The sequence below is a fragment of the Celerinatantimonas diazotrophica genome, from assembly GCF_004339545.1.
Taxonomy (GTDB): Bacteria; Pseudomonadota; Gammaproteobacteria; order Enterobacterales; family Celerinatantimonadaceae; genus Celerinatantimonas; species Celerinatantimonas diazotrophica.
In genome coordinates this window covers 47,651-73,130 of the sequence record NZ_SMGD01000014.1, presented here as the reverse complement: position 1 = coordinate 73,130, position 25,480 = coordinate 47,651, and the positions used below count along the sequence as shown (strand labels likewise).

25 protein-coding genes and 2 pseudogenes are annotated in these 25,480 nt (G+C 44.0%); 3 read left to right on the top strand and 24 right to left on the bottom strand.

All coding sequences use genetic code 11. The annotated features are described in order from the left end of the window. Window positions 1-5 precede the first annotated feature (5 nt). The 19 genes and pseudogenes from EV690_RS11670 to EV690_RS11585 all read right to left on the bottom strand — a co-directional run bounded on the left by EV690_RS11670 (window position 6) and on the right by EV690_RS11585 (window position 16,993). The gene (locus EV690_RS11670; RefSeq protein ID WP_131913195.1) at window positions 6-1,244 is read right to left on the bottom strand and encodes a baseplate J/gp47 family protein; all 1,239 of its coding nucleotides are present in this window, start codon (window positions 1,242-1,244) and stop codon (window positions 6-8) included. Further along, window positions 1,241-4,954 (bottom strand): baseplate J/gp47 family protein, encoded by a 3,714-nt coding sequence (locus tag EV690_RS11665; protein WP_131913194.1) that lies wholly within the window; start codon window positions 4,952-4,954, stop codon window positions 1,241-1,243. The genes EV690_RS11670 and EV690_RS11665 overlap by 4 nt, the downstream gene beginning before the upstream one ends. Further along, window positions 4,951-5,346: a GPW/gp25 family protein gene (locus EV690_RS11660; protein WP_131913193.1), complete on the bottom strand. Its 396-nt coding sequence runs from the start codon at window positions 5,344-5,346 to the stop codon at window positions 4,951-4,953. The genes EV690_RS11665 and EV690_RS11660 overlap by 4 nt, the downstream gene beginning before the upstream one ends. Window positions 5,347-5,349: 3 nt before the next feature. Next, complete coding sequence (locus tag EV690_RS11655) at window positions 5,350-5,745, bottom strand: PAAR domain-containing protein (protein ID WP_131913192.1); 396 nt, start codon at window positions 5,743-5,745, stop codon at window positions 5,350-5,352. 12 nt (window positions 5,746-5,757) lie between these two features. After that, window positions 5,758-6,435, bottom strand: a complete 678-nt coding sequence (locus EV690_RS11650) for a phage baseplate assembly protein V (protein ID WP_131913191.1) — start codon at window positions 6,433-6,435, stop codon at window positions 5,758-5,760. 17 nt (window positions 6,436-6,452) lie between these two features. Continuing rightward, window positions 6,453-7,490 (bottom strand): phage late control D family protein, encoded by a 1,038-nt coding sequence (locus EV690_RS11645; protein ID WP_131913190.1) that lies wholly within the window; start codon window positions 7,488-7,490, stop codon window positions 6,453-6,455. Beyond that, the gene (locus EV690_RS11640) at window positions 7,487-8,125 is read right to left on the bottom strand and encodes a CIS tube protein (RefSeq protein ID WP_131913189.1); all 639 of its coding nucleotides are present in this window, start codon (window positions 8,123-8,125) and stop codon (window positions 7,487-7,489) included. Before EV690_RS11640 ends, EV690_RS11645 begins: the two co-directional genes overlap by 4 nt. Beyond that, on the bottom strand, window positions 8,126-9,811 hold the full coding sequence (locus EV690_RS11635; protein WP_131913188.1) for a hypothetical protein: 1,686 nt from the start codon (window positions 9,809-9,811) through the stop codon (window positions 8,126-8,128). Window positions 9,812-9,814: 3 nt separating this feature from the next. Continuing rightward, window positions 9,815-10,282 (bottom strand): phage tail protein, encoded by a 468-nt coding sequence (locus EV690_RS11630; RefSeq protein ID WP_131913187.1) that lies wholly within the window; start codon window positions 10,280-10,282, stop codon window positions 9,815-9,817. Between the two features lie 84 nt (window positions 10,283-10,366). Beyond that, a complete protein-coding gene (locus tag EV690_RS18635) occupies window positions 10,367-10,564 on the bottom strand; it encodes a DUF6760 family protein (RefSeq protein ID WP_325063395.1) in 198 nt (65 codons plus the stop codon). Next, window positions 10,564-10,926 (bottom strand): phage tail assembly protein, encoded by a 363-nt coding sequence (locus EV690_RS11620; RefSeq protein ID WP_131913186.1) that lies wholly within the window; start codon window positions 10,924-10,926, stop codon window positions 10,564-10,566. The genes EV690_RS18635 and EV690_RS11620 overlap by 1 nt, the downstream gene beginning before the upstream one ends. 115 nt (window positions 10,927-11,041) lie before the next feature. Next, window positions 11,042-11,482: a phage tail protein gene (locus EV690_RS11615; RefSeq protein ID WP_396022810.1), complete on the bottom strand. Its 441-nt coding sequence runs from the start codon at window positions 11,480-11,482 to the stop codon at window positions 11,042-11,044. A 17-nt stretch (window positions 11,483-11,499) separates the two neighbouring features. Then, window positions 11,500-13,152: a phage tail sheath family protein gene (locus EV690_RS11610; RefSeq protein WP_131913184.1), complete on the bottom strand. Its 1,653-nt coding sequence runs from the start codon at window positions 13,150-13,152 to the stop codon at window positions 11,500-11,502. A gap of 62 nt (window positions 13,153-13,214) precedes the next feature. Continuing rightward, window positions 13,215-13,997: a hypothetical protein gene (locus EV690_RS11605; RefSeq protein WP_131913183.1), complete on the bottom strand. Its 783-nt coding sequence runs from the start codon at window positions 13,995-13,997 to the stop codon at window positions 13,215-13,217. Further along, window positions 13,990-14,619 (bottom strand): hypothetical protein, encoded by a 630-nt coding sequence (locus EV690_RS11600; RefSeq protein ID WP_131913182.1) that lies wholly within the window; start codon window positions 14,617-14,619, stop codon window positions 13,990-13,992. Before EV690_RS11600 ends, EV690_RS11605 begins: the two co-directional genes overlap by 8 nt. Window positions 14,620-14,772: 153 nt before the next feature. After that, entirely contained in the window at window positions 14,773-15,411 is a 639-nt protein-coding gene (locus tag EV690_RS11595) for a hypothetical protein (protein ID WP_131913181.1), read from the bottom strand. A gap of 239 nt (window positions 15,412-15,650) precedes the next feature. After that, window positions 15,651-15,764, bottom strand: a pseudogene (locus EV690_RS18455) (IS30 family transposase); the annotation flags it as partial. Window positions 15,765-15,869: 105 nt separating this feature from the next. Then, a complete protein-coding gene (locus EV690_RS11590) occupies window positions 15,870-16,514 on the bottom strand; it encodes a hypothetical protein (protein ID WP_131913180.1) in 645 nt (214 codons plus the stop codon). Between the two features lie 2 nt (window positions 16,515-16,516). After that, window positions 16,517-16,993, bottom strand: coding sequence for a winged helix-turn-helix domain-containing protein (locus EV690_RS11585; RefSeq protein WP_131913179.1), 477 nt, complete (start codon window positions 16,991-16,993; stop codon window positions 16,517-16,519). A gap of 439 nt (window positions 16,994-17,432) precedes the next feature. Here EV690_RS11585 and EV690_RS11580 point away from each other — a divergent pair. Next, window positions 17,433-18,512, top strand: a pseudogene (locus EV690_RS11580) (transposase). Between the two features lie 337 nt (window positions 18,513-18,849). Here the strand turns inward: EV690_RS11580 and EV690_RS11575 are convergent. Next, window positions 18,850-19,422, bottom strand: coding sequence for a TetR/AcrR family transcriptional regulator (locus EV690_RS11575; protein WP_131913178.1), 573 nt, complete (start codon window positions 19,420-19,422; stop codon window positions 18,850-18,852). A gap of 1,054 nt (window positions 19,423-20,476) precedes the next feature. Here EV690_RS11575 and EV690_RS11570 point away from each other — a divergent pair. Next, a complete protein-coding gene (locus tag EV690_RS11570) occupies window positions 20,477-20,779 on the top strand; it encodes an aldo/keto reductase (RefSeq protein WP_396022811.1) in 303 nt (100 codons plus the stop codon). Window positions 20,780-20,953: 174 nt separating this feature from the next. Further along, complete coding sequence (locus tag EV690_RS11565) at window positions 20,954-22,354, top strand: MFS transporter (RefSeq protein WP_131913177.1); 1,401 nt, start codon at window positions 20,954-20,956, stop codon at window positions 22,352-22,354. A 269-nt stretch (window positions 22,355-22,623) separates the two neighbouring features. Here EV690_RS11565 and alsE read toward each other — a convergent pair whose 3' ends face one another. From alsE to EV690_RS11545, 4 genes are all read right to left on the bottom strand, one after another. Continuing rightward, window positions 22,624-23,316 (bottom strand): D-allulose 6-phosphate 3-epimerase, encoded by a 693-nt coding sequence (gene alsE / locus EV690_RS11560; protein WP_131913176.1) that lies wholly within the window; start codon window positions 23,314-23,316, stop codon window positions 22,624-22,626. A 145-nt stretch (window positions 23,317-23,461) separates the two neighbouring features. Next, the gene (locus tag EV690_RS11555; RefSeq protein WP_131913175.1) at window positions 23,462-24,568 is read right to left on the bottom strand and encodes a PTS fructose transporter subunit IIC; all 1,107 of its coding nucleotides are present in this window, start codon (window positions 24,566-24,568) and stop codon (window positions 23,462-23,464) included. Window positions 24,569-24,611: 43 nt separating this feature from the next. Further along, on the bottom strand, window positions 24,612-24,923 hold the full coding sequence (locus tag EV690_RS11550) for a PTS fructose transporter subunit IIB (RefSeq protein ID WP_131913174.1): 312 nt from the start codon (window positions 24,921-24,923) through the stop codon (window positions 24,612-24,614). Between the two features lie 80 nt (window positions 24,924-25,003). Then, window positions 25,004-25,459 carry a PTS sugar transporter subunit IIA gene (locus EV690_RS11545; RefSeq protein WP_131913173.1) on the bottom strand — a complete coding sequence of 152 codons (456 nt, stop codon included), beginning with the start codon at window positions 25,457-25,459 and terminating at the stop codon, window positions 25,004-25,006. Window positions 25,460-25,480 lie beyond the last annotated feature (21 nt).

Below are 25,480 nucleotides of genomic sequence, written 5' to 3'. Positions count from 1 at the left end.
GCCTCCTATATTCCATTGAGTATGGGTTCTTTGATTTTGACGGTAGCCTGCACATTACCTATCAGCTCTTGGATGATGAAATCATCAAAAGCAATGGGATTTGATGAGGAGGCATCACTGTGTTTTATAGTGGCCCATTTTTTTTCTGAAGGGTTATTTTTTGCTATGGGTCGGGTAATCAGCCATTGATCCTTGGGTAAGGGCAGTGTCGGTTTGTTTGACAGAGAACGTTGCACAAATTGATAGCCTTGAAGTTCAATCTTGATCACCACTTCAACGCCATTGACTTCACCAATCAGGTGTATCAAATCAAAACTGATTAATGGTTCTCCCAATGGCCAACCCGTGTTATTACGTCCGCCACTGACGGAACTGACATAATGATCAATTTGCTGTTGAATGGCCTGGCTCACGGTTTGGCTGTTACTTCCCGTGGTGATTTGTACCTCGACCCTCAAATGAATCTTGGTATAGTGAGCGGGGCGTACTTTGATCAAGGTTCCCACTGGTCGACGTGGCACAATAAAGTTTTTAATCGAGTTAATCAGAGTCGTGACTTCTGGCGCTTGACTAGGTTCTGCCTGAGTTATAACTGTGGGTAGGTCTGCAGCAATATTGACCACAATTTCGATCCACTGTTGTGTACTGGACGGACTCAGATGGCTTTGAGTGGTGATAAATAAGCGCCGTAAGGCCTGTAAGTCCTCCAAGCTTTGTTGGCGATATTGGAGTTGATCGTCAGTGAGAGTGAGACTTGGGTGGGTTAATTCCGCCAAAGCTTGAAAATAGGCTTCAAGTCCCAGTGAATAGTAATCGACCTCTGCAATCGCGCGATTATTCACTTGCCAGTACGCCTGAGCGACCGCTTCTATTTCATTAATCTGTGCCTGGGTGCGTGCTTTTGGGTAGCTACGAGGTTGACCACATTGATCAAGCTCAGGTTTGATTTCCTGTGGCCAGTCTTCTAACGCTGCTAACAGTGCTTGTTGATAGCGGTCATTAGGGCGATACGTTTGTGTCCCTGCGAGTAATTTTAGATAGTTATAATAACTTTGGTCAGAAATACTATTAGCTTGATAAAGTAAAGACTCACCAATCCAGCTAATAAGTTGTAGTATAGTGATGCCTGGATCGGATTGATTGAAATCTATCCAATTCGAAGAATAATTCGGGATGGAGCGAACCAATTCGTCAATGAGTTGCTCATAAGTCAAATCATCTAAATTTGGAATATCGATACTCATAAGCTGTCCTCCCGCTGTTCCGCTTGGGTGATATGGATAATCCCTGGTAGTGGCAAAGAGCGATCACCAAGTTGAATCTGCCCGAACTTATTGGATGCACTGGGTGATGTTGAAGCTTGTGTGATCACATTTTGTTTTTGTGTATCTTTTGTCGCAGTGAATGATGTTGTGTTTGAACCTTGTGGGTCGGGTGCCATAACCTGTAATGTCATAATACGCTCAACCCCAGGTTCATTTTGTATTTCGGCACTGACTTGAGACGAAAAAATAACCGCTCCAAATGGCCAGCCTTGTCCCTTTGCTTGGCCTAATACTGGGTCAAAGAAGCGCGTTAAACGACTGTTTAGTGCGCTGCGTACAGCGGTAAGGGTATAACCTGAAGCTATCACAATCTCGGCGCTGACATCGATCGCAACATAGTCTGGTGCGGCGATATGGATACTTTGATGTAACGTTGGTAGCGCGCGCGCTAGTAAATATTGAGAAACGCTATCACTGAGCTCAGAACCAGGATAACGGCTACCATAATCACTGTTGGGAACAATAATGACATGAATCGTATTAGGGTCTTGGGTATCCTGATAACTTTTCGCTTGAGCCACAAGGTTACTGGCTTGTACGGCTAAAAACTGAAAATCTTGCAGCGCCGTTGCCCTATCACGTGTTTTTAAGCTTTCAGGAATACGTTGCAAAAACCGTTGCTGACTTTCTCGCTGTTTTTTGCCTATAGCCGCTTCATAGTTGGTAACACCTTTGACGTCATTGAGTTGACTCACCAGTTTGCTTAGTTCACCAATGTTCACCAGATCGGTTGTGCTATTACCCCGACGATAAAACGCCGCCATGATATTGTTTTTAAGACTAGGAGGAATCATTCCCTGAACACCATTGCCAAAGGTAATAGTGCCTGTTTCATAGTCGATGGTGTAGTGTCGAGATTTAGGCCCCGACAAGGTTAAATTCGATACAGGAGCCCAGCGTATCCAGATTTCTTTTCCTGTGGATGTATTGACCGTACGAATGGCATCAGGCCCTGATTCCAGTTCAATAATTCGTATTTGTTCAGGGCTTGGATAAGTGGCTTCTTTTATTTCGATTTGCTGACCTGGATATACCAGATATGGAGTGATTTGAAACTGCTGGTTGGCGTTTTCATTACTGGTTCCAATAACTTGATTATAATGAGTGGTATAGTCGCTGGCCCATACCGAGTTGGGATAGATACCTTTTACCTGTATGTTGGAATAAGCAGGGACAGGTGTCGTGTCTGTTGTTGTATTGTCGGTCAGTTTTGATGACGATGTGGATGACGTGTTTTTGTTAGATTGGGAGCTTTGGGAAGATTGATCGTTTTTGGTCGCCTGTTGCAAACGAAAACGTACCCAATAAGATGCTTGCGTACTATTAAAAAGAGTTCTAAAGCTGGCTTTTGTCGGCAGTTGCCAGGAAATCACGCCACTTTGGCTTAAATTATCCGTTTCATCAGTTTCAATCGAAAGTTCGTCCCAACTTTCAGGGCTTAAATATTCAAAAATAACCGTAAAATCTTTAGTGTTGAGCGTTTGTGTTGTGGGTGATGGTTGCTCAAATGAAAACCAGGCATTCCATAATTGTTTAGTAGCCGCCCCAGTAAAACCTAGATAAAACGCTGGCATCCCCATAATCAGATAAAAAGGATAAAAAGGAGCAAAGGTGCCATTGTCGGTTGTTAAGCTGTGGGTGGCGAAGTTATTGGTGGTGCTGATACGCTGAAAACAGGCCTCTTTACGCAAATAACTCAGTCGCAGGGCAATCATATAAGGCGGAACGCAGTCCTTTTTACTGCTGATTACCCAGCTTTCTTTGTTCATGTACTTCATGAGGTTTTTCCAGTTAAGCGTTTCTCCCAAATACTTGCTCATATTTTCTTCTAAGGTGGGCTGAATTTGGTCTAACCCCGCATAATGAATAATATTCTTTTGCCCTTCAATGGTTACTTCTTTTTCGTATTTAACGAATATTAAAGCTAATAATAAATCCAATAATGCGTTCTTACCGATATCTAGCTCCATCAGTTCTGCAAACTGAAATTTACTTTTATCAGGTAAGACTTTATCGGGCCAGTTTTGCGACAGAGTGTCGAGCGTCTCATCGATGGCTTGTTGTAACTGTTGTTGCTGTTGCAGTGACAGAGGCGTTAGGTGGTAACGGTCGCCATAATTTCCTGCCACAATCTTGATTCTGATCCAACGGCTGTCAATCTCATTGATTTTACTCATGGCAATATCTGGACAAGTAAAACGCAGACTCATGGTGATTTCACTGTCCTGCGTACTGCTGCTCTGCTGTTCAGAGGCTTGGTTATTGGTATTGTTAGTACTGCTCGTATTGTCGGTGAAATCCAGTGCCGTAACGGGTGTCCAGTTCTGAGCGCTGCCTGTACGTTGGCTAAGACTATGAGCGACATCGACCAGCTGCCACTGTATGCCGTCCCAATATTCACAGGCCAGTTGTAAGTCTGAGCTCTTGACACCTGGGTTGAAGTTCATATCTAGTGTGACCACAAAGCCCGCTTTAAACGCTTCACTGGAACCTAAGTAAAACGTATCGTTTACCTCGGGATTTTTACCAAAGAGATAAAAGCCTTTGTTGGCATTGACCTGACTGTCGTTGACGAATAGTGCGTCCCAGGGCACATTGTCGGCACTTAAATCAAAGCTCATGGTGGTGAGTTTACTGGTAACAACGCTTTCTGCACCGACCAGTTCATGAGAAGGAAAGACTCCAAAATCGCCTACAGGACTTGAAACGGGCTGTTTTAGTGAAGACAAGTCGGGAGTGGGGAGAAAACGTATGCCCAGCCAGTATCCCGTGTATTGGTCGAGCGTATTGGCTGCAAACAACACCGAGTCAAACGTTACAATGAGTTGATTGTTTGGCCAGACAGGATTGGCTTGGGGGTTTCCTGCGGCGTCTTTTAACTGTGCTGGATACAGTCGCGTTTCATTACCCTTACTGTCATAGACAAACCATTCCCAAAGCGTGCTTTCATGCAATTTGGGGGATAGCGGGTCAGTAAATGTGAGCGTTAGGGTGACCGTTGCCAGCGTATTATATTGTAGGAGATCCGAAGCCAGAAACATCTCATGAGTTAAATAGGTTGTAGACGATGTTTGATTGGCTGATGTGTGTGACGCTGGGAAGAGTGTAAAAGGTTGGCTCTTGCCCAGCACGGTAGACGAGATGTCCTGATAACTGTTCTCATTCGGGATGAGGGTACAAGCTGTGCTGATGGGAATACGCGTAGCGTTGAGCACTGAGGTTGTTTCAAAGATAATTTTTTGGTCTTTACTGGACGCAACTTGCGTACCGACAGGGATGGCAACAACATCATCTACCGTGCTATCTAATGCAAAAGAGAGTAAGGCCTGTGCAGGAATCGGTGGTTGTAAATCCAACCCCATAAATTGATAAAAGCTGAGCAGTTGCTTTTGCGGTAGCTGATTCAAACGATAGGCCAGTGTATGGCTCAATTGGGCAAACAGTTTGAGCAGCACGACACCGAGGTCTTGCTCGTCAATATCTTGTGCTTGGATATTATACCAGTCAGGACAATAGTGACGTGCCAATTGCAACGCCTGACGATAAATGTCTTCTGTTGTGCGAGGGTCAAGCTGCGACAAAGAGTCGGTCGCACTCGCTTCCTGAATCAAACTGCTGGTCAGACTCACAATGCGGCCCCCTGTAAATAAAAGGGATAGACCAGATTTTGTGATGAGTTAATGCTCTTGATCAAATATTCAATGGCAATATTAAGGCAGTTACGTTGTTCAGAGTCGGGTGTGGCACTGATCGACACTATCTCAATACGGGGTTCGTATTTGCCTAAAGCATCTTTGATCATATATTCAAACTGATGAGCAACAGCCTGATTATTGGTTTCAAACACCATGTCATTAATACCACAACCGTAATCGGGTAGCATGACGCGTTCCCCTTTACTGGTTGCCAGAATTTGCATGATGGACTGCTTTACCAGTGCTTCATCACTGGCACTTTGCAGCTGCCCGTTAGCAAAGGTAAACGGATAGCCTACGCCAAAACCTAGAAAACTTTCATCCATACGCTAGCCTCCTATCATGACAGTACTGTCAGCGACCACTTTTCCGATAGGCAAATCCACGGGGTCATTGCAGGTTAATGCTGTATCTCCTGCTCTAGCGGCCATTTTGCCGTTGATAAATACAGTGGCACTGCCCATGATAATTTTGCCACGGTTACTGGGTGGTTTTTGAAATGGGCCCCCCTCAGGAATATGAGGAGGAATATTATTAGCGACCGAGTTAACGGTCGCGGCAGCTAGGCTGTTTATTTTAACATCGGCACTGAGGCTTTGGTTGATAATGCCAACAAATGGGTTTGGTAATGGCGTTGGTACTGGACCTCCAAGGGTGGGAATCATCACGATATGCGTATCGGTCGCAATAATCTGATCACCTTGTTTTGCAGCGGGTTTGCCCATCTCTTCTTCTCCTTAGTTCAGATTGATCGTGACGCCTTTAACCGACACACTGGCATCGGCTTTCAGTGACATGGACGCCCCCGCTTTGGCTGATAGGCTTGAGTCGGCTTGCAGGGAAACCTGTCCTCCTTTGATGCTGACGGAATTACTACCGTTTAACTCGATTTGCTGTGCATCAATTTTTACAGCACCTTGTTTGGCTTCCAGTTTGATGTCTTGGGTACTGCTGATACTAATGGTGTTGGCGTTGCTGTCGATGACGAGTTTGTTCTTGCCCGTTTTATCGATGATTTCGACCTTTTCGGCGGAAGCTTTGTCATCGAAACGAATAACATGGCCGCTGCGTGAACGAATTTCACGAATATTGTTTTCACCATCGGCATTGTTTTGTGGCGGGGTATCGACACCGTTGTATAAGGCACCAATAACAAAGGGGGCATTAATATTGCCAAACTCAAAAGCGACCAATACTTCATCCCCCACTTCTGGTAAAAAATAGCCGCCGCGGTCTTTGCCCGCCATAAAGGTCGTCATGCGCGCCCAGTTTGATTCCAATTGGTTGGCAAATAGCGGGTATTGCACTTTAACACGGGCCAGGTTTTTTGGGTCTTTATTGTCGGTGACCAAAGCGATAACAACCCCTTGGATTAAGGCTGCACCTGCCGTTTGTGATTCAATCAATTCATCCATTGCTCGCTCCTAAAAAACTAAATCGCCGTCTTTTTCACGGAAAATGATGTGCTATAGCCTTGTGAATTCAGTGTATGAGTGACCGAACTTAGATAATAAGTGCCACTGAATTTACTGCCGACGCCTTTAATCTCGACGGTTTTACCTGCCGTCATATTATTGTTGCCAAGACAGCTTCCTTGACCTGTGATAAAGCCCAGTAGCCGTTCGTTGTATTTGTCTTTGGCAATGGTGTTGGCGTTATTTAAATCAACGGGGTCACTGGTCTGAATGACAGTGGCCGACGATTGACTGGCAAGGCTAAATCCCGCTTCGTTTTTTCCCATTTTGCTGTCTTCATCACCACTGCTGGCTGAGCCAGCAAATTGTTGTTTTTTCATCATGTCCCAGCCACGCACTTCAACACTGCTGCCTTGGTCCAAATTGTTGACCGTGGCACTGAAGTCATCCAATTGAATACCAAACTGTAAGGTTGCAACGGGGGCATCACCTTCCTGAGATTTCTTAAAAATCAATGACTTTTCGGTTGCCGCAACGTCGTAACCAATTCGCTTGGCGCGTGCTAGTAAGAACTGCAAGTCGCTTTGATTATTCTGTGTCACTTGCTGGTAGCGTGTAGAAGTGCTATCGGTTTCGGCGGAGAGGTTGTTACGTCGTGCCACGGTTTGCGCTATATCACTGTCTGTCGTATCTTGATACACCTGTGTCTGTGTACCGAACGTCAGTGCATGCAGCCAGGAAAAACCGCTGACGGTGAGCGAAGACTGATCACCAAAGCTGGCGCTAAGACTGTCAATCTTCCCAGAAAAGACCTCTTTGGTCTGATCCATTCCCAAATAGATATCGACTTTGTCACCAATATCAAAAACGTCCAAGTCCAGACCGACCCATTTCCCCAGTTTGAGATCCACTGTATCGAAATTAAAATTAAAAGAAGACGGGGCATCCAGATCATCATTAATCGTTACACTGGAGATGCGTGACTTTAAGTCATTGGATAACTTACTGTCGTTTAAATACACATCAAAGTTTGGCACATAAACTTGTCTGGTCATGAGTTAATCGGCTCCTTATTGGCAATGTCTGGAATAAGAAGACGCTGACCTATGTCCGAGTCTTGTGGAAAAGCAAACGGGTTGGTAATGCGATTTTGATCGGCAATCAGGCGCCAGTAAGCCGAGTTATTGAGTGTTTTGTTGGCAATTAAATCCAGACGATCTCCTGCTTTGACTTCCCAATATTTCACACAGGCTTCTTTGCCTGAATAATCGGTTTCATCCTTATCCGTGAGCCAGGAGGTAAAGGTCACCTGCAATTCAGCTCGTACGGGGATACCTGTGGGTAAGAAAAGCGTGAATTTTTGCTGTACTTTGTTGATTAACCCGCGATAGGTAAAACCGCCCCAGCTAAATAAGCAAACGGGAGGTCGTTTGGTGTTGGTTCCTGCAATCGTAGGGAGTGTCAACTTGGCTATTTTATCGGTCTGATCGCGTATGTCGGTTCCTTGAACATAACTATCAAAGAACAGAGAAACGGTAAAGTCTTCGAGCTTACTGCGGTTGTATTGCAGGTTACCGTCATTTTCCGAGAGTAAAGCAGATGTGGTCAGTTCATAATCTTCTGGATTGAACATGACTTCGATTTTTTCACTGCCCTGATCTAGGTTAATAATATTGGCTTTGGTGACCATTTAGCTTAACCCCCGACGCCGTTTTTCAAAGCGAATTTTCTGGTTAATGAGCTGATACACATCTTCGGCAAGCTTTTGGGTGAGTTGGCGAGAGAAACCCTGTTCATTATACAAGGACGAGATCGACCTTTCTGTCACATTGGCCGCAGAATCGTCCTTTGTTTTGGTCGGTTCTTTAGGTACTGATGGTTCAGGTTTTTCCACGTTTTTAGGGTAGATAAGCTGAGGCTGAGGTCTCGCCTCATTTTTTGCATGCTTTCCCTGCGTCAGTGCAGGGGCTTTGTGAGCCAGAGTCAATGGTGTCGAAGCCGCTTGTTTTAATTGATCAAAAACCGTTTTTAAAATTGGGGTTTCTGGAGCAGAGATATTAATCAGTGACTCGCTTTTGAATTGCTTGTCATTGAATAGCTTGTTTGTGAATGGTTTGCGACTAAGAGTATTGTTGAACAATAAGTTGGTAAATGGCCATTCTTTAGCACTTTTTCCTGTAGTACTTTTAGCAAGCAGGTCTTGCGGCTGGTTGTTGAGTACAGTGTTGTAGGACAACATGGGCAGTAAACGACTGAGTGCCAGTCTGGTAAAGGAAGTATCCGCAGAGGGTGTCTTGTCTAACAGTGTTTTTTGCAAAGATTCCCGATGTAAAAGAGAAAGACCTGTGGTTGAGGGTGTTGGCAAAAAAGGTAATAGGTCTTGAATTCTCGAATTCTGGTCATGTGGAATCAAAGGTAAGTGTGCGCGCTGGGCCAGAGTCGAATCTTCTGACAGTGGCGTTTTATATTCAAATCCTGTTGTTATATCTCGTCCTAAAAATCTGGATATTTGATACGGCAATAGCTGACGAATGGCAAAATATTGACGATTGTAGTGCTTTAATAAGTTTGGATGATCCGAGACCTGCTGCATCATATCAATGGGTGATGATAATCTTTGCGCCCTACTGATGCGATACGATATGCCATTGCTGCTATAAGGGTTAAAGGTATTCAAAATTAAAGGACGACTGATCATCGTTGCTTTAGCGGGAGTGGTGTGTTCTGGTGTTCCTGCTTGTTGTTGCTGAGTGGGTTGCTGTGTTTGGCTAAAGATTGTTTTTAATAATTCGGCCTGCTTGATGATCGGTGTTATGGCCTTGAACAGGCGTTTGCTTGTCCAGATTTTTAGCTGGGGTAAGGCGTTTTGTGTAACAGTATGCAGCCAGCTTTGTGCGCTTTCTGTGGTCGGGCTGGTTTGGGTGTTGGCTTTGGACGCTAGTAGAGACGATAGTGTTATGGGGGATGACAGCTGTTTGTGGGTGGTTCTAGGTGTTGCTGCTATAGGCGTCCCTATTGAGAGCAGATGCCAGTGCTGGTGTTGCTGCAATAGAGAATGGTTATGCTGATGTCTATGTTGGTGAATAGTCTGTTGTAAAACCTGACGCTGTTCGATGTGCGTTTTATGCAGTGTAGTTACCGCTGACATCTGTTGTGGGTTAAGTCGATAGAATAAAGACGCCCAAATGGATGCCTTGTCAGAAACTTGACGGCTACCCAGAAGTTGCTGACAAAAATCACGGTTTGCCTCACTTGACGCGCACATTTTTCTACTGTCGATCGGTTGGATAATAGCATGGCTTGTTTGCACTGAGCTGGCTAATAAAGAGTCGGCTAACAAAGAAAGTGTGATGGCACCGTGAGTCCTGTTTAGCATCCCCTATATCGTCCCTTTTTTTAATTGCTGGTAAGCGAGAGTAAGGGTATGGGTTGCGACCTCATTCCCTTGCGCATTCAGTGAGGGGCCTTCCCACTTGATCGGGTAAGCCTGATAGAAATTCCAGTAAGTAAAAGTTTTAGAGCCCAAATCGTATAAGAAAATACTGCCATTACGGGCTTTAGGCTTACCTTGTACAGTGTCTTCAAACCACTGCCACATAAAGTTGTATTGTGAAATGCCATTTTTCAATACCAGATGGCTGTAGTTGGCGGACTTGAGAAAGGTATATTGCACATCGTTTTCTCCTCCAAAGTGGCGCTTTTCAACGTCCAGTTCAATACCCATACCATTGACCTCGGAATAGCCTGCTGCCAGAATACCGTCAATTTCGACGATAAAATTAAAGTTACGAAAGGGGTCTAGAAGATGGGAAACCCCTTGGTTAATCATGCTTTGAATCATGGACATATCGGCTCTCCAAACTGTGTGCTACGTTTCACCTGTTTTTTATGGCTCTTTTATGATGGTCACCATGTGACCGAGACAGTCTATTTAAGTGATGGATAATATTGATTTCTCAGCAGGGGCTGGTGTGCTCCCTTCATTAACTTTTTGGTTAATAGCACTGGTCTTTTCTATCCATTTTTGACGTTCATGGTGTTCCATACTGAGCAGAGACTCATAGCTCCAATGCAGGTAGTACCCTAAGAATGCTATCTCCTCATGCAGGCGATCATGGGGATAGCATATTATTCCCCCTCAAAAGATAGCTCCGTATCAAACTCATGCTGACATTTCGGACATTGTACCTTCATGCTCAGACCATCTTTGTGGTTAATGCGGTTATAGACGTCTTGTAAAAAGGCGAAATCCGCACTGAACAGACTTTCAATAATTTGCGTATTGATGGTGTCTAATGTACCAAGTCGAACCAGTACACGTGAGAGCAGAATAACGGATAGGTAACTTGGATTTTGCTGTACTCTAGGGTCGCGCATGGGCTGGATTTCATCACCTGCGGTTGCTAAGCGCATGGTGACTTCTCGATGTAAATTACCGTGTGGGTCAACATAACCACGTGGCAGTGTAAATTGATATTCGGTTTGTAACATATTGTTCCCTCTAGATTATTAAGTCAAAGCACAGATAAGTCTCTGTTTGTCTGACACCGTGGGGTCATGAGGTCGCCATTAAACCCACTGTGTCAGACCAGGTTAATCATGGTCTTTATTTGACGCGTTCAATGCCTTCATGCGTAATCTCGAACGTTTCGATTAACACATCATTGCCTTTGGCGTCTAAAGAGCCTGACTCGTATTTGGTTGGCCAAGCATAGGAAATATTCCACCGGCATTTATCCGCGCCAGTCTCATCGATCAAGATGATGGAAATATTTTTACGAGCACTGCCAGCGCCCGTACTCTCAACCTGTTTTTTCCAGTTGTATAAATCCATGTTGTCGGTAATTCCACGCTTCAGAGAAACAGAACCTGAACTGGTTAAACCTGATAAATGGCGTGTACCAGGTGGATAAGTACCTTCTCGATATTCGATGTCTGCTGTGGTGGAATCAGGAATGCTGACTTCCGAAAAGCCCGCAATCTGAATGCCATCAATTTCAACCCTAAAGCGGAAATTCTGATAGGGATCGATTCTAGTTGTGCTCACGATATTCTCTCCTGTATTTATTCAGCAGGCAGTACTTTCTGGCCGATTTTGATGATAATGAATTCCGCTGGGAACACAGGAGCCAGTCCTATTTCAATGGTTAAATTCCCTTTTCGGCGTTCTTCTGGTGGGTTGTTTTCTTCATCCACTTTAATGAAAAAGGCATCCTGAGCCGTTGCGCCGAATAGCGCGCCTTCTTGCCATAATGAGGTTAAAAAGACCGTAATATTACGCGTTATAGTGCCCCATAATTTAGGCGTATTAGGTTCAAATACGATCCAAGCACTGCTCTGCCTAATCGATTGTTCAACGTAAATAAACAAACGTCGTACCGCGATGTACTTCCATTCGCTGGCTTCCCCTGCATTGGTCACGGCGCCCCAGATACAAACGCCTTTGCCTGTTAGGGTGCGGATATCATTGACACAGTTTTGGTTGAGTAATCCCAGTTGTGTTTGGGTAACCTTGACTTGTTCTTGTAACGCTGATGGCAGCTTCCCATCTGTGGTACCAGCGGCGGACTTAAAAACACCTCGTGACGCGTCGGTTGCCGCGAAGGCTCCCGCCACGGCACCAGATGGTGGAATATATAATGGAGGCTTAGCTGGATAGGCGACTTCTGGATTGTTGACTTGTATCCAAGGATAATAGAACGCCGCAAAGCCTAGCTCATTAAGTAGAGTGGGTGCGGGTGGCTTTGAATCATTCCCTTTAACAAAGTTAATCGCATCCTGATAACCACTGCTTTGCGCAGGGATGTCACCAATAAAGAAGCAATCTCCTCGTTGGGTACAGTAATTTACAACCTGAGAATAAGCGCTGGCTTGTTTGTCTTGGGCCAGCAAACACAAATCTGGAATCAAAATCAGGTTAACATCTTCGATTACATCAAAAGCATGTAGGCCAGTGCCTTTGGTTTCATCACCGATCAGTAAGGACGAGTCCATATCTGGGTTAGAAAAAGTGTCATCACTTTTGGACCCAGTGTCTTTATGGGGGAGGGGGGTAGAATTTTCAATGATTTGAGAACCATAAGCGGATGGGGTCACTTCCTTAGTACTGCCCACAACAGCAAGTGTGACATCATCATTGTGGAATTCAGTCACGGTTAAGCCATTGGTGGTACTATTACTATCTGGTGGTAGCTGGCCTTTAGAGATACCAACGTTCTGATACGTCACAGGTGACTTGCTGGCACCAGTGACTTTTACGTTAAATAAACCTGGTCCTGTATTAGAAGGTGCAGACACTTCAACCGTTATGTTACCACTGCCCGCCTTTTTAGCGGTAAAGATTAACTGTCCTGCGCCTTTAGCAGGGAACGTAACTGCGGGAAGAGACTTTGCTGGTGGATTATTTTGCTGTGCGGCCCCGTTGATATTGACGATATAGCATTGTGTGCCCCCTCGTTGGAAGAAGGAATAGACCGAATATGCCAGACAGCTTTTACTAGTGAAGGTGGTTGTCACCTGTTTACTGTCTTGAGTGGTCACCTCGCTATAAGCTTGGGTAAACTCAGTGAAGTTGGTAATAAGCTTGGACTCATTGACATATTGCTGATTTGCGGCCCAGCCCACAAATCCAGCCGTGGATGTCCCCACACCAGTAATCATGGGGCTTTGTTGTTGCTCCACGATATAGACTCCAGGGGCGGTTCTTTGGGTTGCCATTGTTTTTTCTCCTTCAATGAACGAACGGTATTAGGTCAGTTTGTGGATAATCCTGTCGCTGATCATGGCTCTGTCGCTCCATCTTGTTGGAGACGGCAATCCGTACCACAATTAATATCGGTTAATCTAAAGTAAGAATCTGTTGAGGGACTTAATGAAACATTTATGATTTGCAAATAATATGTGTTGTCTAACGTCAACGTATAGTGATTGCGGTCGGTTTCAATTAACTTGTCTGATTCTGAGTTGCCCAGCGCGCGAATGCTGTAAAGTTTGTAGTCTTGGTCTGTCACAATGATAAAGTCGGTTTGACTGTGAGGCGCCCATAATTCCAGATAATAATAGAGGCCTGTTAAGGTCATGGCCTGGCTTTCTAACTGGTCGAGCTTAATATTACTGGCGAGCAGCTCCGATTCTTCATTGATGGTTTGAACGTTATCGCTTGGCGCCAGACTAAAAAGAGAAACACCTAGCTCGGCTTCGGGAGATAAGCTGATATTGGTAATCGACAAACAGTTTTGATCCCATTCACTAATTTGTCTTTCCATGACATTGACGCCCATTTTGAATTCTTGCTCCGACAAAGGAGAGCACTCAGTTTCAGTGCTAGGACAATCGCGGGAGATGACATACTTGGTTTCTGCAGCATAAGGCAGTGCATTGTATAACATCAATGCAAAGGGGCCGGTTAATACCTGCTTGATACAGGCTTTTTCACTTTTTTTCAGCACGATTGCTGAGCCATCGGCAGACAGGCAAAAACTATTTTGTTGGGCAAAAAGAGGAAATGCGGTGACAATGCAGAGTGCCGAGAGGAAGCGCCTAATCATGTGCAGCCTACGCATTGTCAGTGTCTTTATTAACAGACACCCGAATACTACTGTCTGCATCAGAGGAAGTATTAACGATCAAGAGCATATTGCCTTCCCAATCTCCTGATAGATTGAGTACCTGAGTGGCGTCTGTTGGCCCAGGGTTAGAAGATGATACAGGTTTAAGCTCATAGAGGACGGGCATTTTTCTAGGCTCAAACAGATAAAAAGACTGACGATCTTTGTTTTTACTGCTGAACTCCAAACCGATTTTATAAGGCTCAGTAATGATCGCCAGAGATTGCAGTTGTGTAATGTTGGCCGCTGGAGAACCCACCGGAATTTGTCCCAGACTTGCGGGACCAAAACCAAATAAGCTGGCTCCAATCACAGATTCGGAGGCCGCGCTAATATTTTGTATTGATAAGGTAAAACCATTGCCTTGAACGGTCTGGCAATATAAATCACTGTTATATTTAGGAATGAATATTTTGCCGAGTGTCTGTCTTCCCAAATTATAGCTGGCTGTTGCAGAGGTTTTAAGAGTCTGATTCTGAATGACAACAAGCAGGCCTGCCGCTGGTGCATAAGGAAGAGAAGCTTCCTGTTTATCTTGAAGAGAGGCAAGCGGGGCGTTTAATTGCAGCTGGATCATTAGGTCATCCTGATCATGTTTAACGTGCAAAGAATAAGTTAAGCAACAATCAATCAAGGTAAGAGACGCTCCAGGTTCGCTTGCAATCGTACTTGGAGCGAAGTGTTACCCATACTTTTCAGTCAAAAGCAGAGCGCAATAGAGCAAAAGGAATTATGCGCTGGTAAGGGTAATTTCTACTTGGCACTCTGTGCTGTTCGATACGTTGATAAAGAACAGAGCATTACCTTGCCAGTTGCCTATTTCTTCGTATTGGTTGCCAGTTGTGGTTTTGAAGTCTGTGTTCCCGGTACCTGTGTAGTTCAAAACATAACCTTGCGGTTTTTTAGGTTTTTGAGCAGCACTGAACACGTAAACAACCGTTTCCTTATTGGTTGAGTCCGTTGTCAGTCTGAATTTCTGCCAAGAGGGTGTGGTGATAGCCAAAATAGACTGGAATTGACCAATACTACAAGATTGACCTTCTTGAATGAAGCCGCTTGTAGGTTCGCCTATACCAAATACACCGCCAGTAATAACGGAGTTTGGGTTGCTACTAGTATTAGACAGTGTAATGTTGCTGCCATTGCCTAATACAGCATGAGAAGAAGGGATCAACTGTCCAGCATACATAGGAACAGGTATTGGGCGTTCACCACCTTGAGAGTAGCTGCCTGCAGCCGTATAAGTGAAGTCTTTATTTTCAAAAGATACCAATAACTCCGCCGCTGGGGCAAAAGTTAGCGTTGCAGAATCGTCTCTTGATAGTCGAACAGGGGCTTTGTTAAGTTTAAGTACTAGATTTTTTGACATGCTAAATCTCCATTATGCTCTAGATTGCAAAAAGAGCGATTGTGATTATTTAGAACGGCAGTTAATTTCATCCATTCTTAGAAAGATATAGATAATTTACTATTCTGTTCTAGTTTGATTTTAGAAAATCAAGGATGTGTCTAGACACAAAAAAACAATACTCCAAAACTTAGAGCTCAGCAATGATTGATAAAATTATTCATTAAAATTTAAGATCATTATGAGATAGTTCAACGATTTCTCAGCCTAAAATTTATTAGCATTTGAGTGTCCGCAATCTCCTGTTTTGTCAGCTGACCGATGGCGAATCCCTTAGGATAAAAGCGCCTCAACAGACCATTGGTATTTTCATTTTTGGACGACCTTGGTGGAGTGTGTGAGAACTCGAAGCTTATAGGCAACTGACTCTCTGGTCTATACCAAGTGTGTCGGTTATTCTTGAAATCTAAGATATCAAGTCACGGATTCAGGTAACAGTAAGTTTCTATTTCTACTGTAAAGAGACAATTTTCTTTATCGGAGGCATTAATAAAAAAAAGGGGATTTCCTTGCCAGTTCCCCATCTCTTTATATTGTGATGTCGTTGTGGTCGTACAATTATCAAATCCTGATCCCGTATAATTTAAAACGATAACCTTGGGCATACTGTCTTCATAAAAAACATAAACTAGAGTTTCCATATTTGTAGTGGCAACGACTCGATAAGTCATCCACTCGGGATTGGTGTCTACTAATGTTGAGTCAAATTGTGCCAGCGAGGTGGGTTTTTGGTTTGCTTCTATTTGACCTTTAGTTGCTTGACCTAGACCAAATATCGCAACTTTTATAAGTGCGTTAGGGTTTGAACTTGTGTTGTTAATAGTGAGGTCACAACCATTGCCATAGATCAATGACCTAGTCGGTATTGTTTGACCAGTTTCTACTATTATGGACTTTGGAAGATTACCACCAAGAGCGTAGTCAACAGTGGCATTATACTCAATATTGCTGTTGATGATACATATAAGAAGAGCTGCTTTGGGAGAGTCAGTTAGGATTTTTGAGGCATTGGCGGTAAGGCTGACAGGAGGGTGGTTTAATACCAGAGTATCTGCTTGTGTCATTGTTAAGACTCCGTAATTATGTAGTTAGTGGTTGTTGTTACAAAAATATTGGAGGTACTATCAGTGGCAACAGGTAGTAGAAGCTGATAGCTTCTTCCTCTAGCAGCTTTGATCGCATCTTTTTCAGGGATGAGTTTTTTCATCTTTCGCCGTAGACGACTAATGGTTGTTTCAAGTTTTCGCTCATTATAGTAAAGATAGTTGCAGCCTAGTGCTTCCGTCAAATGTCTTGGTGAAAGAGCCTCCGGTGCACTTTGTGCGAGGGCATGTAAGACGATACCTTCTGTGGCAGTCAAGTCAATATGTGAATTATTGTTTAAAATGAGGCTGCGTTTGTCAGCGCATAGTCGATAATTACGATGAGTGATTGTGTCCGAACTGGTGATATGACGATACAGGCTTCTCATTATCGCAATGAGCTCCTGCTGATCTGCAGATTTTGATATATAAGCATTAGCTCTAGTATTTAAGCAAGACATCTTTTTTCCAAATTTGGTTTGTTAGTTAATGCGATAATTGCAATGCCATTATTTAAACTTTCTTCAACTAGCTGTTGGTGATGTATGTCTTTTGAAAAATCAGGTTCTATTAGTAATATGTTAATTTTTTCCTGTTTTTAAAAATGACAGAAGGGCATCGAAGTTCTCATGCTCTACTATTTTAAAGTTTATTCTATGTTGGTTGCTATTTTCAAAATGTATCTTGTTCTTTGTGATAATTAAAATGTCCATAATTTACTCTTTCAATAGGCTGTTTTTATATCACTTTATCAAGTCAATATTAATTAATATTGAGGTAATTGCAGAACTATTGATATAAGAAACATTTTATCGTAGAAAACGAAAAAAATAAGATGTGGGTGCCGTTTCCGGCGACGATAGAGTTAGAGTTCTCACACAACATCGACATATCCACTTTATGAATCCTACGACGCCTCAACAAATTATGCAACGCTGGCAAATCGTTCAAGGTCAATTATTATCTGACTTGCGCCAAGACATCGGTTCGCTGACCCCAAAACTTGAAAAGCTTATTCATATTCTAGAATGGTCTCGTATCGAAGAATTTGTTCAACATTCTTTGTACCATATCGGTCGTTCTCCTCATGAGTTGGCTTGGTTAGCCAACTCCTTTGTTGCCAATACGGTGCTTGGACTCACGACCACAGTACATATCATAGAACGCTTAAGCATCGACAAGGCATTGCAACGTATCTGTGGCTTTCCACTTGACAAGAAACTGCCGTCGGCATCGACTCTTTCTCGTGCTTTTGAGGCGTTTGCCAAAGACAAGCTGGCCGAAAGTAACCCCCACGAGGCACTGATTAAAGCGTACTTTGGGGATCGCCTCATTGACATATCAGCCGAGATGGGACGGCTATTGAGGTGAGAGAATGGCCACAAAAGATCGACAAAGAGTACACGGATAAACCTAAGGGGCGCCCCCGCAAGGATGAAGACGGAGAGCGCCCGATCAAATTCAATATGGCACGGCAACGTACTCAATGCTTGGAATAGATGCTTAAAGAGATCCCGACCGATTGTCGTCGTGGCACAAAATGCAACGCTCAAGGCTATAAGCACAGCTGGAATGGCTACAAACTGCATCTCGATATCGCAGACTGTAGTGTTCCCATCGCCGCTTTATTGTCTTCAGCCCCTATGCATGACAGCCTTTCCACCATCCCATTGTCTCACCTAAGTGCGGCGCGGGTGACCAACCTTTATGATCTGATGGACTCCGCCTACTGCAGCATTGACCTGCATGATCCCAGTCGATGAGCCCTTGATAGATCACAACCCCAGAGGGGGCGAGAAAAAAGAGTTTGAACCTGCCGATGCGGTGCGTTATTGGGAGCGTTCGGGTGCAGAACGGGCCAATGGCCGTCTCAAAGACGAATTTGGTGGTTGACACATCTGGGTACGTGGGGCGACAAAAGTGATGAGTCACCTGATGTTTGGCATTTTAGTAATGCTGAATATGTTTCCCCCTGAGTAGGACAAGCTATCGAAACTGATCAGTATGCTTGAGCACGGTATGGGTGAAAATATCGAGCCCACAGTGACAGAACAAGCCTTGTTTGAGCTTCTTGATGCCAATCTATCCAGCTATTTGTGTACATCAATTCTGTAAAAGAGAAGACTAAAGTGATGAAGTTGGAGCTTAATATATGTTGAGAATGAACTGCGGTTAATTCTCAACAGTAAAGGTGGTAGTTACAAGACTATGAAATATGAAGGAATTATACTGCGTTTGGCCGATGAACACGCATCAAACATGCGGCTCATGATATTGACGTCTATGCAGTCTTTCTTCGATCGGGTACATCCTTCTTTTAGCGAATCTGCTTGCCTGCATTAAATCGAAGCAGCATTAACGCCGCATCTCTTGCCTCATCAGCAAAGTAACTTTCGCCAAATGCTTGGGCATTCACGGTCGCCCCGTCAAGCAGCATTATGATGTAGTTCGCGAGGGTCACAGCAGTCTCAGGGAGGTGGTATTGGGCGATCACGTCTTTTACTATGCCGTGCAATTTGCGCTTGTAATCAAGGGCTATCTCACGGATGTCTGGGTGGTCCGGAAACTCTGACACTGCTCGACCGAATAGGCAGCCGGCGAAGTTAGTCGCGCAAAACCATTGGCCGCGCCAATTGAAGATTTCAATGATCTTCTCGTCTAAGCTGGGCTTGTCCTTAAGGCGCGTCTTTAATTGCTCGGTCAGGTAGTCAGAGCGCTGCCTCAGTACGGCTTTTACTAATTCTTCCTTGCCGTGGAAATTACGGTACATCGTCATCCTGGCAACACCCGACGCTTCGATGATCCAATCAACGCCTACCGGGTGAAAACCATATTGGGAAAATAAGGTAGTTGCAGTGTCTAAGACATGCTGTTTCTTCGATACGGACAACTCAAGAGCTCCAAAGTTAAAAATTGGGATGGCCGAAAAACCGCAGCCTTTTAATATAAATTATTGTCAGGTCGGTGTTTCGCCGTAAATTTACCAAAGCTATGCCAAAGTCAACTTATCAATCATAGTAAACTGATACAGAAAAGTCTATATCAGTGTGAAATTGATGTTTTGCTCGAACTTTACAAAACTACGTGAAAGTCACTGTATCTCCAACGACTACGGCCAATCCTGTACCGCTGCTCATCGGGTTGATGGCGAGTAGAAGCGTGGCTTAAGCAATGTCTTCCGGTCGTGCGATGAGTGAAAGACTTCGATGGCTCGTTTTTTGTACCAGTGGTTCGGGATGCATGCCTGTGTCGACAAAATCTAGGGAGAGTACGTTGACCCACCAGCGACAGCTCGCTGGTTAGCTGCGGGCATCTGAACCTAGCTGATCAAACCGCCCCGAGACCCGTGTCAGAGAGTCATGCTCGTCAAACTACGCGAGGCGGCTGTGACGATGATGTGGTGCCAGCGCGCCACCGGACTGCAGCTGAATATTCCCCTTTTTTGCTGGGGCCTTCCCGTATCAGAATTTCCTCAAAGCGGTACCGGAATATTGGGGTGGGGGATTCTGCCGTTGCAGTGGCTGACATAAAAGCTATTTTCCTTCCAGAACAGTGACTTCTGACATACATGAATGATGTCCTCTAGCACGTATTTCGGTGTCCTGAGGGGTCTGTCCAGTCTTTCGTCCTCGATTTTATGGAAGGGAAAATTGATGGATACTAATCTGTCTCATTTTTGTGTTTAATGTCATCGAAATTTATGCATCAACATCTGTTTTTAGTGATTGGAACCAATGTGTGGTTTTTATTAAGTTCCTGGGAATATCTTCCTTATAATAAAATAACTATTTAATATTTAAACTAAAATTATCTTATCATTAAAGGTTATTATGGTGATAATAGAAAAATAATTTGAATTATTTTTAATAAAAGTGTTGACGTGGCATCGATAGTTTGAAAAAAATATAGAACGATCTGTATCATTTTCATAAAAGGATGGTTCCATGGTTTCCAAGATCACGCTGGGCACGCAGGAGTTGCGAGTAGGCCGTATAGGCCTAGGCTGCATGGGGATGAGTCAGTGGTATGGCGCTATGGATGACACCGAATCGGTGCGCACTCTGGTGCGGGCAGTAGAACGGGGAGTGGACTTCTTTGATTATGGACCGTTCACCAATAAACGGCCTTTACAGCGCGAGTTTGCCGGGCGGCGCGAGGAAGTTGTGATCGCGACCAAGTTCGGTTTCCACCTTCACCCTGCGCGGCTCAACCGCCGTTGCAGCCCGACACATTTTCCTGACGCGTAACCACGAGAGCTCATACAGCTACAGTACTGCCCGATTGGTCAACCGCTCCGACGGCAACTACGAATTCGTTCTGCAATTAGGCAAGTTCAACGGCACTTACTTTCAAATCACAAGTGGAGGCAGCACTTGATTGATGTATTGCCCGCTGCACTTAACATCCCATGAGGAATTAAAATGAATACTTCCGGCAATAAGAAACTGACGCTACTTGCCACTTGTCTAGGCTTCGTGGTAGTGCTGCTCGATGTGAGCGTGGTCAATGTGGCGCTGGAGAGCTTCAAGGCCGAGTTCGCCACGAACGTGCTGCAATTACAATGGATAGTTAACGCTTATACCTTGTTGTTCGCTTCGCTCCTGCTCACCGCTGGGGCATTGGGCGATCGCTTCGGACACAAAAAGGTGTTCTTGTTGGGATATGCAGTATTCACCCTAGCTTCGCTAGGTTGTGGTCTGGCTCATACATTACCCATGCTGATCGGCTTTCGGTCGCTGCAAGGCATTGGTGCAGCGCTGTTGGTGCCGACATCTTTGGCTCTGGTGCGTATTGCCTACGAAATACCTGCCGAACGCAATAAAGCGATTGCCCTCTGGGCTGGGGTTGCCGGGATCGCGCTGGCTGCCGGACCGGTGGTTGGCGGGCTGCTGATCGGAGTGTTCGGCTGGCGCAGCATTTTTTTCATCAATCTGCCCATTGGCCTGATCGGGATCGTGCTGTGCATGGTCAATACGCCCCGTATTGCGCCAGACCACAAAGGGGGATTCGATCTCTGGGGGCAGCTCCTGGCGCTGTTCGCCTTGGCCAACCTGATCTACACGGTGATTGATTTGGGCCGGGAGGAAGGTGTTGACCTGTGGGTGATTATCCATGCTCTGTGCTTTGTGGTCGCTCTGATCGGTTTTGTCTGGGTCGAGTTGCGTACAGCGCGTCCTATGGTGCCTCTCTCAGTCTTCAACAATGCGGCGTTCAGTCTAGCCTCGATATTGGGCGTCATCGTGAATTTCGTGTTTTACGGACTGATCTTCGTCTTTAGTATCTTTTTACAGCAGGTCAATCATTACTCGGTGATCAACACCGGCCTGGCATTCCTACCGATGACGGGCGTCCTGTTCTTCGGTAATCAGTTAGCGGCTAGGTGGTTGCCCAAGCTGCGCGAGCGACGCCTGCTAGCGTTGGGGCTGGCCATTGCATTGCTGGGCGTGGTTTCGCTGGAGCCATTTGTAGACGGTGCACCCTACGCAGACATTGCCGTACAGATGTTTTTTATCGGCTTCGGTATATCGCTGACCGTTCCCACGCTGACTGCGATAGCGGTCAACCACGTCAGCAGTGACAAGTCCGGTGTTGCCTCAGCAGTCGTCAACGCCTCGCGTCAGGTCGGCGGCCTGATTGGGGTGGCGATTTTCAGCTTGTTAATCAACGTGGCCGATGCCTCCCAGTTCGGTCACGGATTCGCTCGGGTTATCGTCTTATCCTCGCTGCTCTTGGCGGTGGGCTGGGCTTTAACGCTCGTGTTGCTGCGCAAGCAACCATTGGCCGTCAAATCGGCTACGTTAAGCAATGCTCAAAAACCCTGAAAGCTATGAAGGTTGAACATGCAAGCCATCATGAATACTGAGTCAAACCCAGGCAACATGTTCTGCGTAACTCAATCAGGACACTTTTCTTAGGGAATCTGTTCATACTGTGAATGGTGGTCTATCACCATTCACAGTATAAAGTCGTTCTAAGTTGTAATAATGCATATAGGCAGTGACATCCGTCTTCATGTGTTCGCGCGTTGGTTATCCTCACTCACCCAAGCTAGTTCTACTAGAGCAGAACAGATGTCTATGAATCATAAAAATTAGATAAATGTTTCACCGGTTGCTTCTTCAAATTCAGCAACCATTTTCTGCCAAGAACTTTGGATATCATCTGCTAAATTGAACAGCCCACTTCGACCAATGACATAAATGTCTGGTTTAACCTCATGAATCATTTTCCAATGCTCTTTATTTGTTGAACCATCCATCTCAATAAGATAGTGGTAGCCCTGTTCTTCACGAAGTTTTTTTAACTCTGTGATTTTCTCTAGCATATGCCCAAGAAATCGCTGGCCTGCAAATCCAGGATCAACGGTCATAATCGTTACCTTATCGAGAATATCAATATAGGGCATAATTTCTTGAACTGGGGTTTCTGGATTTAATACAACACCAGCTTTTAGCCCTGCTGAATGGATTTGATCAATGAGTCTAAATGCGATGCCGTTAATTTTTTCTGCAGGCATACAAATGATTTCACATTTGATGTTAATAAGCTGCTGAACCCAGAATGCAGGATCGGTTACCATTAAATGTGCTGACATTTCCTTATTGGTTAACTTGCGAGTTTGTTCAATAAACCATGGAGACAAACTTAGATTAGGTACAAAGTGACCGTCCATAATATCAATATGAAATGAATCGACATGATCATTTAAAAAGTGTATTTGTTCTTTGAACTGATCAAGATCCATGGTCATTAATGAGGGTGAAATATTAATATGTTCACTCATATTTATAACATCCGTTCTTTAGAAAAATATTTTTATTTGAAAATAAAATTGATTTCCTAACTTATATAAGGAATATATTTTTTTATTAATTAAGTTGTTATCAAATTTATTTAGTGAAATATCTATTATGTTTTTAGGCTATATATTAGCTAACCTTAATATCATCCCAACTGATATCTTCCTCTTGTTCATCATTATTGATGATTGAGTCGCGAGGAATATCTTTTTTGATAATGGCATAGACAATACCGGTTACAACGATATTAACTAGCAATGCCATAATCCCCGCCATTGGGCGTGACATGGTTGGAATCATCAAAACTCCGCCAAAAGGCACTGTCGCATCTGCACCATAAATCATAGTAACTGCACCACCACAGGCACCACCAATAGCCGCGGCAGAGATACCTCGGATGATATCGTTCATCACGATGGGAATCGATCCTTCCACAATATTGATAACTCCCATTGGAACAGCCGATTTTAAGGTTTCGATTTCTTCATTGTTATAAATATTCTTCCGCAGAAGCTTGGCAATAAAATAGGCGAAGCCAAAACCGATAGGGGTTGCGGTATTAACAAGCTGAAGTGCTGTAATGGGTTCATTGATGCCCTGTGCCTGAAGGGTTAACACAAATGCAAAGCATGTTTTATTGATTGGGCCACCAAAATCAATGATACACAGTGCGCCAATGACTGCACCAACAATGAGGTTGGACGAGGTGCCTAAGCTTTTTAGAAAAGATGTCAGGCCATGGGTAAAAATACCGATGGGGGTTCCAATAATATAGACCATGAGTAAGCCACTGATGATTGATGCAAAAAAAGGAACAATCAATGTTGGCATTAGGCCTCTGGCCCAGTCTGGAACTTTCAGATTTTTAATGATAGCAAGAGCAATATACCCGGAAAGGTAACCACCGATGATGCCACCGATAAAACCAGCATGAATAGAATTGGCAGCAAGACCGACCACAAAACCGGGGGCAATCCCTGGTTTACCCGCGATTGAACCGGCTATCCCACAGGCAATGACTACTGGTAAGAGTCCTAAAGCTTTTCCTCCCATAGTGGCTAATGCTTGCCATAAATCAAAGTGGTTTGGCACTAAGGCATTCTGAGGTATTCCACCAAAAGCCATCCCGATTGCAATGATAAAGCCAGCACCACAGACAATTGGGATCAAGAATGAGATAGCAGTTAGCAAATGACCTTTAGGGTTTGCAGCTTTCCATACAGTTTTTATATTCATAAATAAAACCCTCTATTTCTATTGCATCATTATTAATAAAAAATTATTCCTTTATTACTTCGTGCAATTTTTCGATAAGTTTATTGGGTGATTTAATGGCTGTTTCTGTGGTCACTTTAACGATTTTCTTGCCTGTAAATCGCTCTTCTCCAGAAACTTTAACGTCAACAGCTAACAGGACTATATCTGCTTGTGCTATCTCATCAGCTGTGAGTTCGTTTTCAATACCAATGGTGCCCTGAGTTTCAATTTTTACATTATCTCCAGCTTTTTTTGCTGCGGTTTCAATTTTCTTTTGCGCAATATAGGTATGTGCTATACCAACAGTACAGGCTGAAATGCCGACAATATTCATAATTATCCTCGAAAGTTACTTTTATTCTTCTTAAGAAGAATTTTCATCAATAGAAAGAATGATCACAGATAAATATTTATTTAATCTTGTTCTTTAAAAAGCTCAATAATATTATTTGGATCATCTTCTTTTAGTAATTTAGCGATTATTTCATCATCTGCTAGTGCACTAGAAACTTGTGTTAATAAACGAATATGGGTTGTATTTTGGTCCTCGAGACGAACAGCAAATAAAATAATACAGCGAATATCACTACCATCTAAACTTTCCCATGGAATTTCCCGTTGGGTCCGTCCAATAGCTAAGGTCGTGTGGCTAACTGCCGAGGATTTACCATGTGGGATCGCAATATGGTTTTCAAATCCAGTTGACCCTTGAGCTTCGCGTCGCCAGACATCCCGAATAAAATCATCTCGGTTAATAATAGAGCCATCTGCTACTAATAAATCTGTGAGTTCTTCAATAACTTCTTCTTTATTATTTGCCACCATATTTAATTTTATATTTTTTACATTAAGTATTTTTGTGATATCCATAAATCACCTTTGTTGGTATCA